The following is a 14,362-nucleotide window of genomic DNA, read 5'->3' on the forward strand; positions in this document are numbered from 1 at the left end:
GCCAGGGAGCCAGCCCCCTGGACCCCGATTCGTGGCCGGGTGGTGAATAGTTACTCAGGATTTATCCAAAATCCTCTCCAGCCGCTGCCGCGCCCTGCTCAACTGCCGGGCCAGCACCTCCTCCCGCGCATCCGTGCGCCCGGCCAATACCCGGCGCTGCCAACGTTCGGGCAGAAATTCGTTCAGCAGGATCAAACACCAGATGAGACCAAAAACAGGTTGCAAACGGTCGAATCTCCGACCAAATCCCCCCGCTCCGCTGGTGTCGTAAATCTTTTTGGCACCCTCTAAAAACTGCCTGGCAAGACTCTCCGGCAAATCCATGCCCGGATGCCAAAGGACATCGGCCACCAGCTTGACCGGATCGTCCCAACCGGCATACTCAAAATCAAGGAAAATGACCTCCCCATCGGCGCGCCGCAAAGCATTGTGCCAACCAAAATCCGAGGGACTCAACGTGCGGGCCGACAGCGGCAGGGGTTGCGCATAGCCCGGAATCTGGCGCGCCAACAACAACACCTGGCGCGAAACCGGGGTAAATTCCTCATCCAAAAACGTTTGCAGAGCCGGTTCGGTTGCCGCGACCTCCCGGCACCGCGCCAAACGATGCCCCAACTGGGAAACCGCAGCCTGAGGCGAAAAACAACTGTCCGACGCTGCCACCAACTGTTGCGCGGCGGGAACATGCCGCCAGACATGCAACCTCTCCAAAAAGTGCAGCATGGCCTCCATCTCTCCGGCGCCCGGCGCCTGGATCATGACCCCATCGATCCAATCATACAGCGCACAACCGTTTTTTGGATCCATGGCCAAGGCAGCGGGAACACCGGTCACCCCCTGCTGATGGAGAAAACGCAGAAACGCAAACTCCTGCCCCAGCCGATCACGGGGATCCTGCTCCTGCCGAGGATAAAATTTCAGGGCATAACTCTTTTGCGCACGCCCCTGAACACGGAACAAACGGTTGTTGCCCCCCCCCGCAACCGGCAAAGCCAGCTCCACCGGCTCCCCCAACAAGGCCGAAGCCAGGCGGATGGCCTCAACAGTTGAACATGTGGTGCATGATGTCATGCCAACTCCGCATGCTGGGCCAGGAGGAGACCTCCGGGAGAGCTCCCACTGGACAATACAAAATCCCCTGGGTGGCGCGAGGAAAATTCGGGTCGGACAATACCTCGGCCAAATCATCGATGAAATGCGTACATCCCCGCTCGGCCAGACGGGTCAGCTTGGCCCCGCGCGTGGAGACAAAATCAATATCCTCCCCACAAAACCCCAAACCGGTATCGGCAAAAAACCCCTGCGCCTCCATCCAATGCCACGCCGCCTGACGCAAATCGGTCCGGTGGGGATCCCGTGCCGCAAAACGGGTCTTGTGACTGATGATGCAGACCGGTACGCCCCGTGAACGGCACAAACGAATGAACCGTTCCGCGCCCTCAGCCAAACGCGCCCGCGCCATGTTGTGGGCATAGACTTCGACTTGCATCTCCTGCCAATGATCCTCCCCCTCGGGACGGGCGCGCAGGGCATCGCGCAAGGCAGGCTTGCCAGGATAGGCATCGGTATCCCTCAGCCACCCACGCACCCTTGCGGCAGCGGCAAACAAATGGTCGTAATCCACCAGGGTGTTGTCAAAATCAATGCCGATGTACATGCCCGATCCTGTTCCATGGTAACCGTTCAGCACCCCTTCCAGAAAAGCCTGGACATGAAAGCCTTGGTCAGGGCTTCGCCCCGAACCCCACCAGGGCGCTGCCCTGGACTAAGCCAGGGAGCCAGCCCCCTGGACCCCGATGCGTGGCCGGGTGGTGAATCGTTGCATAAATCTCAAGTCACATCAAATTGTTATGACATAAACTTGCACCAGCGGGCGCATGTTGGCAAGGTCCGGGCGCATTGTCAAAGACAAAATCCTTGCAATCCACCCCCGATCCATGGACATTGACCCATGTCATCGACATGCAGGCAAAAAACAAGATCCTCTCTGAGAACACCTGGAACCCCATGATCGAAAACAAATTATCCAGAACATTCGACATGTCGTCCAAAAAAATCACCCCGTGGATTGTGTTGACCGTGGGTTTCATGATTTCGTGCAGCGCACCCATATTGGCTTATCACTACATCAACCTGAACAACCGGGAAAATTTTCGTTGGGCATCCATTGAATTGTCGAAGGTGATCCATCATGGCGCCAATGATGAAGCACTTCATCTGCTCAACGATGTGGGCAATATCATCGAATTGGCCACTCCCTTGAATCAGGCTGTATTCAAGAAATTTTGCCAACATTTATCGATGCGGCAAGATGGTCTGCAATTCATAGCCTGGGTTCCACATGTCCGTGACCAGGAGCGGGTGCAATTTGAAACCCAGGCCCGCACAGAGATACCAGGCTTCCTCATCACTTCCTGGGAGGAGAGACACAACAAAATACCCGCTGCAACCAGGACATCCTATTTTCCCCTCCATTACCTGGAGAGCCTTGTGGATGCCGAACTGCTTCCGCAGGGAGTGGATTTGGGAACAAACCTTGACCTGTGGAAGATCATGCAACAGGCCTGGGACAGCGAAAAAGTTCAGGTCAGTGGTAAAATTTTTCTTTACGCACAAAAAAAAGGTTCAGTATCCATATTTTTTATCAAACCTCTCTTTCGACAGGGTCCGTCGGCTGCAACACCAACACATCGCACAACCGAATTGGCTGGTTTTGTCATGGCCGCATACAATATTGGAGGATGGATCGAGCATTTGATCAGCAATCTGATACCAAGAGGCATTCATTTTGAGTTGATCGATGAGACAGCGCCGAGTGATGATCGACTATTATATTTTCACAGATCTCGCCTTTTTCACCACAAAAACATATCATCCCTGGATAATCTTAAAAAAACGGGCAACTTGCCCCATGAAGTCAAAAAACATTTACAAATAACCGACCGCATCTGGTTGTTCAGGGCAGGCATGGATCAAAAGGCCACTCTCATCAACTCGGAAAACGAGATGACGCTGGCCTGGATTCTATTTGGATTCGGTCTCCTCGCAACCTTGATTACGGCACACAATTCCAGAAAAAAAATTCAGTCGGTTATTCACCAAGAACGTTACATGACATATAAAAATGTCATCAACAAAATCCACCTGATCACGTACCAGGAAATCTCACTGGAAGAGCAGTTGGACCTGGCTCTGGGTGAGTTTTTGACCATTCCCTGGCTCTTCAACCAATCCAAGGGTGGCATATTTTTAGTCGATGCAGCCGGCAGCGCACTGCGCCTGGTTGCCCAGCGCGGATTGGGTGCGGTGCTGGCAGATCTTTGCGCCACGGTTCCCTTCGGTCGCTGCCTCTGTGGCCGGGCCATCCAGAAACCAGATAAAATCCTCTTTGTTGCCCACGTCGATGACCAACATGATATCTCCCACCCGGATATGATGCCGCATGGTCATTATGTCGTCCCCCTGCTCTCCGGGGAGGAGCCGCTTGGGGTGTTGACGCTCTACCTGGATGATGGCCATGTGCGGAATGTGGAAGAAGAGAGTCTGCTGCATGGCATCGGCAATGCCCTGGCCGCCCTGATCCAACGCAAGAGGTCTGAAGATGCCATCAGATTGTTGAACCAGGATCTGGAAAGGCGTGTCCTGGAGCGCACAAGTGAGTTGCACAGCTCCCTTGTGGCATTGAAAAGAACCCAGGAGAGAGTGATCCAGTCGGAAAAAATGGCCGCACTGGGAGGATTGGTCGCCGGCGTGGCCCATGAAATCAAAACGCCCGTCGGTTCCAGTTTTACCGTCACAACCTACCTGAACGAGGCCACACAGACCATGTTGCGCGCCTACCAGGCCAACCAGATCAAGCGAACCCAGCTCGGCCAGTTTCTGTCCGATCTGGAAGAGGGGCTGCGCATCATCATCCTGAATCTGCAAAGAGCCGGAGATTTAGTGCAGAGTTTTAAAATGGTCGCCGTTGACCAGGCCAGTCAGGATAAGAGAAAATTCAACGTTCACAACTACATACAAGATATTTTACTGAGTATTGCACCCAAGCTGCGCAAAACCCGGCATGCCATCCATGTGCAATGTCCAGAAACACTGGAGATCCATAACCATCCGGGCGCCCTGTCACAAATTCTGACCAACCTGGTCCACAATTCATTGATCCATGCCTTCGAAAATATCGAAGCGGGAACCATCACCATCACTGTGACAGAGCAGGACGAACAGATCAAACTGACCTATGCCGACAATGGCGAAGGCATGGATGAAGAGTCCGTCAAAAAAGTTTTTGACCCCTTTTTTACCACCAAGCGCGGCCAAGGTGGCAGCGGTCTGGGCATGCATATCGTTTACAATCTGGTCACGCAGACGCTACAGGGTACCATCCAGTGCGTCAGTGCGCCCAACCAAGGGGCGACATTTCACATTCTGTTCCCGGCCCAGGGAGAGAAAACAACCGTTCAGGAGCCCCTCGATAAAGCCATTTGACAGGATCACCGGATCCTTGCTCATCATGTCGACCATCCGTGGACATCGCGCATAGGGGACTCCTCACCCCCACGCCAAAACGGGGGAGGTCAACGACCCTCCCCCGTCTCTTCTCGCCCTCGCAGCCTGTTGCAGCTAATACCGATACCAGGCTGATTTGTAGGGGCCATCCTTGGCAACCCCGATGTACTGCGCCTGCTTGTCGCTGAGTCGGGTCAACCGGGCGCCCAGCTTGTCCAGATGCAACCGGGCCACCCTTTCGTCCAGATGCTTGGGCAGAACGTGAACACCAACCGGATATTTGCCCGGATGGGTCCACAGTTCAATCTGCGCCAACACCTGGTTGGTGAAAGAGTTGGACATCACATAACTGGGGTGACCCGTGGCACACCCCAGGTTGACCAGACGCCCTTCGGCCAGAATGATGATCCGCTTGCCATCGGGAAAGATGACATGATCCACCTGGGGTTTGATATTTTCCCAGGTCAGGTTGCGAACGCTGGCAATGTCGATTTCGGAATCGAAATGGCCAATGTTGCACACGATGGCCTGATTCTTCATCCGATCCATGTGCGCCCGGGTGATGATATCGACGTTGCCGGTGGCGGTGACAAAAATATCCCCCTGGGCCGCAACGTCGTCCATGGTCACCACGCGATAACCTTCCATGGTGGCCTGCAAGGCACAAATGGGGTCAATCTCGGTGACCCACACCGTGGCTCCCAGACCGCGCAGGGATTGGGCGCACCCCTTGCCCACATCGCCATAACCACAAACCACGGCTATCTTGCCGGCGATCATGACATCGGTGGCCCGCTTGATACCGTCCACCAAAGACTCCCGACAACCATACAGATTGTCAAACTTGGATTTGGTCACCGAATCGTTGACGTTGAAGGCGGGAACCTGAAGCGTCCCTTTCTGCATCATCTCGTAGAGCCGATGCACGCCGGTGGTGGTCTCCTCGGAAAGCCCCCGCACCTGCTTGATGATCGCGGCGTGCTCGGGCCGATGCAGCACCAGAGTCACATCCCCCCCATCGTCAAGAATCATGTTGGGAACCCAGCCGTTGGGGCCATGGATGGTTTGATCGATACACCACCAAAACTCCTCCTCGCTCTCCCCCTTCCAGGCAAAGACCGGTATCCCGGCGGCGGCAATGGCCGCTGCGGCATGATCCTGGGTAGAAAAAATGTTGCAGGAAGACCAACGTACCTCGGCGCCCAGAGCCACCAACGTCTCGATCAAAACCGCCGTCTGAATGGTCATGTGCAGGCACCCGACAATTCGGGCCCCTGCCAGAGGTTGTCGCTCCTTGAACTCGGCCCTCACAGACATCAGGCCGGGCATCTCCGTTTCGGCAATGGCAATCTCCCGGCGACCCCAGGCCGCCTGAGAGATGTCCGCCACCTTGAAATCACCGGACGCCGCTACCGACGCCAGCTTCTTGGCTGCTGCTCCGCTCATGAAACACTCCCTTCCGTGGTCAATCCTCTTACAAGCCGGCAGCCTTTTTCAACTCTTCGGCCTTGTCGGTGCGCTCCCAGGTAAAATCCGGATCCTCACGGCCAAAATGACCGTAGGCCGCCGTCTTGCGATAAATGGGGCGCAACAGATTCAAATGGTGAATGATGGCCCGGGGACGCAGATCAAACACCTGCCCCACCAGCTTTTCGATCTGTTCATCGGGAAGACGGCCCGTCCCAAAGGTCTGCACCATCATGGAGACCGGTTTGGCCACGCCGATGGCATAGGCCACCTGGATTTCACACCGGGTCGCCAAGCCGGAGGCGACAATGTTTTTGGCCAGATAACGCCCCATGTAAGCCGAAGAACGATCCACCTTGGAGGGATCCTTGCCCGAAAAAGCGCCACCCCCGTGGTGCCCCATGCCGCCGTAAGTGTCTACGATGATCTTGCGTCCCGTCAAACCACAGTCGCCAACGGGACCGCCAATCACGAAGCGTCCGGTCGGGTTGACAAAATATTCCACGTTCCCTTTGACCAGGGATGCGGGCAGAGTCGGTTTGATGATCTCTTCGATCACCGCCGCCCGCAGCTCGGCGTGTTCGATCTCCGGACCATGCTGGGTGGAGACGACCACCGCCTCGATGGCCTGCGGCTTGCCGTCGGCATAGCGGATGGTCACCTGGGATTTGGCATCCGGACGCAGCCAGGGCAACCGGCCCGAACGGCGAACCTCGGCCTGCTTTTCCATCAGGCGATGGGCATAGTAGATGGGCGCCGGCATCAAAACCGACGTTTCATCACAGGCATAGCCAAACATCAACCCCTGGTCACCCGCCCCCTGGTCCAACTCCGCAACACGATCCACACCTTGGGCAATGTCGGCGGACTGTTTGTCCAGACTGACCTGAACCGAACAGGTCTTGTAGTCGAACCCCATCTTGTCGGCGGAGTCATAGCCGATCTCGGCAATGGTCTTGCGCGCCGCCCCGGCATAGTCCACCACCGCATGCGTCGTGATCTCCCCGGCAATCACCACCATCCCGGTGGTGATCAGGGTTTCACAAGCCACCCGGCTGCGCGGATCACCCGCCAGACAGGCATCCAGAACTGCATCGGAGATCTGGTCTGCAACCTTGTCGGGGTGACCTTCGGATACAGACTCCGATGTAAACAGATAATTACGTGACATGCTTGTCGTCTCCATCAAAAAATCGGCCCGTAGGCCATGGTTTTCCATCCGTGGTATGATGCCAAACAACACCTGAACACCAAGCCCTGTTTCGTCATCGGCCCACTCCTTGCAAATCCCGATGCCGCACCAAAACCCGGTATCCCTTCTGCCGCAACCGCTCGCCCAGGGTATCCGCCAGATAGACTGAACGATGCCGACCTCCGGTACAACCGATATCCACCGTGAAGTAACGTTTTTTCTCCTTGCCGTAACGTGGCAACAGATAGTCGAACAAACTTTGCAGACGTGCCAGAAACTCCAGGGCCTCGCCATCTTTTTCCAAAAATTTCCGCACCTCCGCGTCAAGGCCGGTGAGCATGCGCAACTGTGCATCGTAATGGGGATTGGCCAGAAACCGGCCATCCAACACCATATCCGCATCGGTGTTGCTCCCATACTTGAAACCAAACGAGCGGATGAACACCAAAGGATCCACAGGACCGGTGGTCATCTGAAACAGATTGTGCAACCGATCCTTGAGCTGCGGCACGGTCAAAAATGTGGTGTCGATGATCAGATCCGACAGGGCTCGCACCTCCCCCAACCGTTCTATATCAAGGGCCACTGCCTCCTGTACAGTGCAGTTCACGGCCAACGGATGGCGTCGCCGGGTCTCCCGGTAACGGCTGATCAACACGTTGACATCGGACTCCAGAAAAAGGGTCTCCAACCGTTCCACCCGCTGCCGGATACGGTCCAGACACGCCTCGAACCGCAACGGGCACTCCTGGTCGTCGCGCATGTGAACCCCGACAGCCAGCCTCAGGCAACGTTCCCGCTCGTCCGGGGTCAGGGAGTCAAGATAAAGCGGAATCTTGACCATGGGCAAATTGTCCACCCAACTGAAGCCAAGATCTTCCAGAAATTTCAAGGCACTGGATCGTCCAGCTCCAGAAAGGCCAGTGACCAGAACCATACGGGAAATCATGGAATCGCGCATGCTCACAGGCCATCTTGATCCAGCACGGCGGCCTGATACAAGGACTCCCGATCCATCGCCAGCATCAGACGACGCCGGGAGTTTGGCTGCCGCAATAAACGAAACATATCGGCCAGGATTTGCAGGTGCGCCTCACTCGCTTCGGTCGGCAGCAGAAGCGCCATCACCAGATGCACGGGTTGACCATCCAGGGCCATGAACTCCACTCCGTTCCGGGAGCGCGCCAAAGCCGCCATGGGGACGGATAAACCAGGCACCCGCCCGTGCGGAATGGCGATCCCTTGCCCGATACCCGTACTGCCCAGTTTTTCACGCTCCCACAAAATCTCCAGAACACGTTTGGACCTCACCCCCGTCATATCGGCAGCCAACACCTCGGCGAGTTGGGACAGGACGCCATTTTTGTCGGCCACCGCCAACTCAAGAATGACGCGGGTCTCTTTGAGAAAGAGGGACATCCGTGTACGCTCCGCCCCGTGGCCAATCAGTTGGAAATCTGCTTGCGCCGGGACGAAGAGGGAATCCCCATGGCCTCCCGGTATTTTGCCACAGTGCGCCGGGCAACGACAATACCATGCTCCTCCAGATATTTGGCAATCTTTTCGTCCGAAAAAGGACGCCTGGAGGATTCACTCTCCACCAGCTTGCGAATCTTGTATTTGACCGCTTCCGAGGAGTGGGTCTCATCCGAATCGTTCGAGGCCAGGGAGGAGGAGAAAAAATATTTCAACTCAAAAATACCCCGCGGGGTGTGCATGTACTTGTTGCTGGTCACCCGCGAGGTGGTCGATTCATGCACCCCGACATCCTCGGCAACATGCTTGAGGATCAGGGGTTTGAGGTGCTCCTGGCCATACTCCAGAAAATCCTTCTGAAAACGCACAATGCTCTCGGCCACCCGGAAGATGGTGCTGGAGCGCTGCTCCAGACTCTTGATCAACCACTGGGCAGAACGGGCATTCTCGGCCAAAAATCGCTTGTCCTGGGGCGAAAGGCGACCATCCATGGCCTCCTGATAATACCGGTTGAGGCGCAACTTGGGCACGGTCTCGGGATTGACCTCCACCACCCACTCCCCATTGATCTTGCGCACGAAGACATCCGGCGCCACATAGCCGGCGTTGTCGCTGCCAAAGGCCAGACCCGGTTTGGGATTCAGGGAGTGAATGACCGAAACAGCGTCGGCCAGCTCTTTTTCATCCAGCTTCAAAACCCGGGCCAGCTTGCGAAAATCCCGCCGCCCCAGATCATCCAGGTGGTCCAACAGATCCACGTAGGGGGCATGAGCCATGCCCAAATTTTTGAGCTGTAGACGCAAACACTCCGCCAGGTTGCGGGCGCCCACCCCAGCCGGTTCGAAGGATTGCACCAGAATGAGGGCATCTTCGACATCATCGAGCAAGTAGCCGGTGATCTCTGCGATCCCCTGGAGATCGCCGACCAGATAGCCATTGTCGTCAATGGCATCCACCAGAGCCGTGCCAATGACCTGCTCCTTCTCCGAAACCGCCGAAAGCCCCAGCTGCCACATGAGATGGTCCGCCAACGTCTTCGAGCGGACCAGGGTGTTTTCCAGGGGAGGCGCTTCGCTGCTGTTGTTGAGCTCGTGTTCAAAGGCGGGGGCATCGGCGTAGATATCCGACCAGGAGGCATCCACAGGCAAATCCGCCTCCAGTTGCCCCTCCTTGCCCTCACCCGGCAACCCCTCCAGCAAAGACTCGGAATCCTGGCGGTTCAACAGCATCTCGTTCGGAAGGATCTCTGCCGAGGTGTCGTCCCGGCCCCTGTCCCCTTCAAGGTTGACATCGCTGCCCAACCCCTCCTCGCTGCCATCTTCAACTCGTTCCAGCAGAGGGTTCCGCTCCAGCTCCTCTTGCAGATACTCGGCCAGATCCATGCTGGACATCTGCAACAACCGAATGGCCATCTGCAACTGCGGCGTCATCACCAGTTGCAAACCCATCCGAAGTTTCAGTTCCAATCCCAGCGCCATGGATCTTACCCCTGCCTGCAAAAGTTGAATGCCAATTCCACCCTGTTCACGCCACACAGCCTGCCCGCGAGTCGCCACCCCTTCCGAGCGGCGCCATTCACAACTGAAACCCCTCACCCAGATACAGCTTGCGGACCTGAGGATCCTCCACCACCTTGGCAGGTACGCCGTCAGCCAGGACACGGCCCTCGGAAAGAATATAGGAACGATCGCAGATTCCGAGCGTTTCGCGTACATTGTGGTCGGTGATCAACACGCCAATCCCTCTGCTCTTCAATTGGCGAACGATGGATTGGATATCACCGACCGCCAGAGGGTCCACCCCGGCAAAAGGTTCATCCAGCAAAATATAGCGCGGGTGAATCGCCAACGCCCGGGCGACCTCCACCCGGCGCCGCTCTCCGCCCGACAGGGCATAACCGTAGGTCCGGCTCAGATGCGCCACACCCAGTTCAGCCAACAACGACTCCAGCCTCTGGATGCGCTCCTGGTGTGACATGGCCAAAGTCTCCAAAATAGCCAGGACATTATCCCGCACCGTCATCTTGCGAAACACCGACGGCTCCTGGGGAAGATAGGAGACGCCGGCCCGCGCCCGGCGGTACATGGGCTCGCGGGTCACATCCCGGCCATCCAACCGTATGCTCCCCTTCTCCGGCGCCAGCAGGCCAACCAGCATGTAAAACGTAGTGGTCTTGCCTGCGCCGTTGGGTCCAAGCAGGCCAACCACCTCTCCCGGAGAGACCCGCACGTTGACCCCGCTCACCACCATCCGGCCACGAAACCCCTTGCCTATCTCCCGGGCTTCCAGGCCATGCGCCGTTTCACTCATGCGACCCACCTGCCACTGGTTTGGGTGCAACGGAGTGTGTGTTCAACAACGCCTTGACCTGTCGGCTCCCGTTGCCGCGCGCCACCACTTTCTCCAGGCGGCGATCAGCCGTCAAAGACAGCAGAATACGCTCACCCTCCAGACGATTGCCCCCTTGCTGCACGACGGCATGGCCGCTCTGGCCAAGCAGCTCCACGGTACGGGCCTCCATCCGATAAATGGCCACATCCGCCGTACCATGATAATCGGCCTGATCCAAAACAACATGGCCGGTCGCCTGAACGTCCTGAATCCTGACCTTTTGGGTCTCCTGGGCAGCCGGGGCGGTATAACGAACCTGCATCTGATCGGCGCGTAAACGCATCTCCCCTTCCACGGCCAAAACGTGGCCCGAAAATGTCGCGACACGCCCCTTGTCGTCCATCTCAAGGCGATCCGAGGTGATCTCAAGCTGAGTTGGTTTGGCGCTTGCGGCAAAGGCGCATGTCGATCCGATGGGCATGCTGCCCACCAACGCCAGGAAAAGATAGAGGTTCCATCGCGTCCGTGCCATGGCTAAACCAAATCCCGAAAGCCGTCAAGGATGACCGCCTTGACCCGCTGCAACACCTTGACCTGCTGCAAATCCTGATTGAACTCCAGACCCACGCCGGTCAGTTCGAACCCCTTGCCAACCAGACGAAAGGGTTGGTCGGTCTCCAGGAGATGCCGCGCCGGATCAACACGTAACAGGGAGGTGGTCAGGTGCAGGTCACCGCCATCCGTGGCATGCACATCGCCCATGAAAGCCATCTCCCGACTTTGCTGATCGAGCGTCCCCTCATGGGCTGAAACCTCAAGCACGCTGCCACGTTCCAAAAACAGGGTCAACCGGGGCTCGACGGCACGGGTACGACCTCGATCCGGTTTCTGGGCACTCTCGGCAGTCAGAGTCCACCTCTGGCGCTGCCCATCATCCTGGACCAGTCGGAGGCCCGTTGCCACAGCTTCGTGATGCACACCCGGGGTCACCAAGACACCCGATGCCACCACCCCGGAGGAACCATCCGGTGGAGATGCCGCTGTGCGAACATGCGCCGCAGCACTCCCAGCCGCAGAGAGCGCCTCCGTGCGGGGAGCCGCTTCAAAAGATGCCGCTGCCTGGGAACCAACCCCTTGCGATCCTGTCCCGGAAGATCCTGCCACGGACACCGCCGCATGGGAACCAACCCCTTGAGATCCTGTCTCGGAAGATCCTGCCGTGCGTGATCCCATCGCAGGGCCTCCCGCCTCCTGCCCCAAGACCCGGGCCAGAGGGGTATCCATGGACAGTTGCCGGGATGTCAACTGCCAAGCCACCCCTCCGACAACGGCCAGAGAGACCCCAAGAAACAAAAATTTGACATAACGCTGAGACATGTCCGTCAACCTCCCTGCCCGGATCCCGAGCCGGTCAGGCGGGCCATGATGGTCGGCCAATGCCCCTGCACCTGTAGGATGCCATCGATCAACTCGCGGACCGCGCCCCGTCCCCCGCCCGCCTGCGCCACCCAATGGGCAGCCCGGACCGCTTCGGGGTGGGCGTCTCCGGGAACCGCAGCCAAGCCAACGCGCTGCATCACCCCCAGATCCACGAGATCATCCCCCATGTAGGCACACTGGTCAGCCTCCAAGCCCATCTCACGCAGGCGATTTTGCAGGCAACCCCACTTGTCGATCGCCCCCTGGTGCAGGAAGGTGATACCCAACTCGCCGGCCCGCTTGCGTACCAACTCGGAGCTGCGGGCCGTGATCCAACCTACAAACAATCCCGACTCCAGCAACAGCTTGATGCCCAAACCATCCCGGGCATGGAACCGCTTGGCTTCCAGCCCCTCACAATCCATGTAGTAAATGCCGCCGTCGGTCAAAACGCCGTCCACATCCATCACCACCAAGCGAATATGGCGCGCCCGCTCCCGCAACGACTCCGGCCATGCCGCCGGCCCGCTCACATCAGTCCTGCCTGCAACAGGTCGTGGAGGTGGATCACACCCACCAAGCCAGCAGAACCATCGCGCACGAACAGGCTGGTAATCTTGTTCTCTTCCATGATCTTGACCGCCTCCACCGCCAACGCCCCGGAGCCGATAAACCTGGGCTGCGGGGTCATGATCTCTGCCGCCCGGCGTTGCAGCAACTGCGCATCACGCTCCAACCATCGCCGCACATCCCCATCCGTAATGATGCCACACAACTCCCCCTGCCCATCACGAACCCCCGTCATGCCAAACCTTTTGGTGGTCATCTCGAACAGGGCATCGCGCACTGTACTCCGGTCGTCCACCAGGGGAATCCGTTCGCCCTGGTGCATCAAATCCGCCACCCGCAGCAACAATCTCTTCCCCAACGCCCCACCCGGATGACGTTCGGCAAACTGCTCGGGTCCGAAACCCCGCTTTTGCAGCAAGGCCACCGCCACCGCATCCCCCATCGCCAGGGCGACCGTGGTGGAAGAGGTGGGCGCCAGATTCAGCGGGCAGGCCTCCCGGCGCACCGATACATCCAAAAAACAGTCACTCTCGCGCGCCAGAATGGCATCGGCACGCCCTACCAACGCAACCAGGGGAATACCCAACCGCTTGATCACCGGCAACAAAGCCACCACCTCCCAGGTGTCGCCGCTGTTGGACAAAACCAGCACAACATCCCGGTTGGTCAACATGCCTACATCGCCATGGCTTCCTTCAGCAGGATGCAAGAAAAATGCCGGAGTTCCGGTGCTGGCCAACGTTGCAGCAATTTTTTTTCCGATCAGACCCGATTTTCCCATGCCGGTCACCACCACACGTCCCTGGCAACCATGGAGAATGTCGACACAACGTTCAAACCGCGCATCCAGACGGCCAGCCGCAGCCAAAATCTCTTCAGCCTCCAGACGCAAAGTCTCCCGCGCCTGGGCCAAAATAGTCAGCCCGGGCGTCACTCCATCCCCCTCCGCAACCACGCATGGCGCAGAAGGAACGAGGTTACATGGAGGGTGATCCTCGATCATGGGTCCATTCCTTCCCTGGAACAAAAGCGGATGCGTCCGACCGACGCATATTTCCACGACAACCACTTCCCGGTTTTGCATAATGTCACGGCTATGGCTCGGGAAGGGCGCGTGGTGTCATTATACAGACACCCGGCCCGTAGAAACCACCGTTATCGATACCGGCCCCTGGAATGATCAAACCAACGTCACCATTCACCACCCGGCAACAAGTCGGGTCCAGATGGCGCTGAATCGTGGCAAACCGACGTAACTATTCACCACCCTTGCAAGAGAAGCTTGGACATGAAAGCCTTTGTTAGGGCTTCGCCCCGAACCCCACCAGGACTCCGTCTTAGGCCCTGCCAGGGAGCCAGCCCCCTTGTATCTTGGATCCGAGGAAAAATGAACGCTTGTAT

Annotated in this window: 13 protein-coding genes; 1 reads left to right on the top strand and 12 read right to left on the bottom strand. The window is 57.6% G+C overall.

Annotation, left to right across the window (positions count from 1 at the left end):
- Positions 1-54: 54 nt before the first annotated feature.
- On the bottom strand, positions 55-1,071 hold the full coding sequence (locus HQL63_13950) for an aminoglycoside phosphotransferase family protein (GenBank protein ID MBF0177932.1): 1,017 nt from the start codon (positions 1,069-1,071) through the stop codon (positions 55-57).
- Positions 1,040-1,657, bottom strand: coding sequence for a hypothetical protein (locus tag HQL63_13955; GenBank protein ID MBF0177933.1), 618 nt, complete (start codon positions 1,655-1,657; stop codon positions 1,040-1,042). Before HQL63_13955 ends, HQL63_13950 begins: the two co-directional genes overlap by 32 nt.
- A 260-nt stretch (positions 1,658-1,917) precedes the next feature.
- Between HQL63_13955 and HQL63_13960 the strand changes: the two genes are divergently transcribed.
- Positions 1,918-4,485, top strand: coding sequence for a CHASE domain-containing protein (locus HQL63_13960; GenBank protein MBF0177934.1), 2,568 nt, complete (start codon positions 1,918-1,920; stop codon positions 4,483-4,485).
- A 135-nt stretch (positions 4,486-4,620) separates the two neighbouring features.
- Here the strand turns inward: HQL63_13960 and HQL63_13965 are convergent, their stop codons facing one another.
- The 10 genes from HQL63_13965 to HQL63_14010 form a co-directional block, all read right to left on the bottom strand.
- Positions 4,621-5,952, bottom strand: coding sequence for an adenosylhomocysteinase (locus HQL63_13965; GenBank protein ID MBF0177935.1), 1,332 nt, complete (start codon positions 5,950-5,952; stop codon positions 4,621-4,623).
- A gap of 28 nt (positions 5,953-5,980) precedes the next feature.
- Positions 5,981-7,144, bottom strand: coding sequence for a methionine adenosyltransferase (locus tag HQL63_13970; protein MBF0177936.1), 1,164 nt, complete (start codon positions 7,142-7,144; stop codon positions 5,981-5,983).
- 94 nt (positions 7,145-7,238) lie between these two features.
- Positions 7,239-8,126 (bottom strand): RNase adapter RapZ, encoded by an 888-nt coding sequence (gene rapZ / locus HQL63_13975; protein ID MBF0177937.1) that lies wholly within the window; start codon positions 8,124-8,126, stop codon positions 7,239-7,241.
- A 2-nt stretch (positions 8,127-8,128) separates the two neighbouring features.
- Positions 8,129-8,584: a PTS sugar transporter subunit IIA gene (locus HQL63_13980; protein MBF0177938.1), complete on the bottom strand. Its 456-nt coding sequence runs from the start codon at positions 8,582-8,584 to the stop codon at positions 8,129-8,131.
- Between the two features lie 26 nt (positions 8,585-8,610).
- Positions 8,611-10,119 carry an RNA polymerase factor sigma-54 gene (locus HQL63_13985; GenBank protein ID MBF0177939.1) on the bottom strand — a complete coding sequence of 503 codons (1,509 nt, stop codon included), beginning with the start codon at positions 10,117-10,119 and terminating at the stop codon, positions 8,611-8,613.
- A gap of 97 nt (positions 10,120-10,216) precedes the next feature.
- Entirely contained in the window at positions 10,217-10,951 is a 735-nt protein-coding gene (gene lptB, locus HQL63_13990; GenBank protein MBF0177940.1) for an LPS export ABC transporter ATP-binding protein, read from the bottom strand.
- A complete protein-coding gene (locus tag HQL63_13995; protein ID MBF0177941.1) occupies positions 10,944-11,504 on the bottom strand; it encodes an LptA/OstA family protein in 561 nt (186 codons plus the stop codon). Before HQL63_13995 ends, lptB begins: the two co-directional genes overlap by 8 nt.
- 2 nt (positions 11,505-11,506) lie before the next feature.
- The gene (lptC, locus tag HQL63_14000; GenBank protein MBF0177942.1) at positions 11,507-12,349 is read right to left on the bottom strand and encodes an LPS export ABC transporter periplasmic protein LptC; all 843 of its coding nucleotides are present in this window, start codon (positions 12,347-12,349) and stop codon (positions 11,507-11,509) included.
- A 5-nt stretch (positions 12,350-12,354) separates the two neighbouring features.
- On the bottom strand, positions 12,355-12,858 hold the full coding sequence (locus HQL63_14005) for an HAD-IIIA family hydrolase (protein ID MBF0177943.1): 504 nt from the start codon (positions 12,856-12,858) through the stop codon (positions 12,355-12,357).
- Between the two features lie 62 nt (positions 12,859-12,920).
- Positions 12,921-13,964, bottom strand: a complete 1,044-nt coding sequence (locus HQL63_14010) for a KpsF/GutQ family sugar-phosphate isomerase (GenBank protein ID MBF0177944.1) — start codon at positions 13,962-13,964, stop codon at positions 12,921-12,923.
- Positions 13,965-14,362 lie beyond the last annotated feature (398 nt).

The organism is Magnetococcales bacterium, assembly GCA_015231175.1.
Classification (GTDB): domain Bacteria; phylum Pseudomonadota; class Magnetococcia; order Magnetococcales; family DC0425bin3; genus HA3dbin3.

Coding starts and splice junctions, on each gene's coding strand:
- HQL63_13955 (MBF0177933.1), bottom strand. CDS start 1,657: ATGTACATCGGCATTGATTTTGACAACACCCTGGTGGATTACGACCAT.
- HQL63_13950 (MBF0177932.1), bottom strand. CDS start 1,071: ATGACATCATGCACCACATGTTCAACTGTTGAGGCCATCCGCCTGGCT.
- HQL63_14005 (MBF0177943.1), bottom strand. CDS start 12,858: ATGGATGTGGACGGCGTTTTGACCGACGGCGGCATTTACTACATGGAT.
- HQL63_13965 (MBF0177935.1), bottom strand. CDS start 5,952: ATGAGCGGAGCAGCAGCCAAGAAGCTGGCGTCGGTAGCGGCGTCCGGT.
- HQL63_13970 (MBF0177936.1), bottom strand. CDS start 7,144: ATGTCACGTAATTATCTGTTTACATCGGAGTCTGTATCCGAAGGTCAC.
- HQL63_13995 (MBF0177941.1), bottom strand. CDS start 11,504: ATGGCACGGACGCGATGGAACCTCTATCTTTTCCTGGCGTTGGTGGGC.
- HQL63_13985 (MBF0177939.1), bottom strand. CDS start 10,119: ATGGCGCTGGGATTGGAACTGAAACTTCGGATGGGTTTGCAACTGGTG.
- HQL63_14010 (MBF0177944.1), bottom strand. CDS start 13,964: ATGATCGAGGATCACCCTCCATGTAACCTCGTTCCTTCTGCGCCATGC.
- lptC (MBF0177942.1), bottom strand. CDS start 12,349: ATGTCTCAGCGTTATGTCAAATTTTTGTTTCTTGGGGTCTCTCTGGCC.
- rapZ (MBF0177937.1), bottom strand. CDS start 8,126: ATGCGCGATTCCATGATTTCCCGTATGGTTCTGGTCACTGGCCTTTCT.
- HQL63_13980 (MBF0177938.1), bottom strand. CDS start 8,584: ATGTCCCTCTTTCTCAAAGAGACCCGCGTCATTCTTGAGTTGGCGGTG.
- lptB (MBF0177940.1), bottom strand. CDS start 10,951: ATGAGTGAAACGGCGCATGGCCTGGAAGCCCGGGAGATAGGCAAGGGG.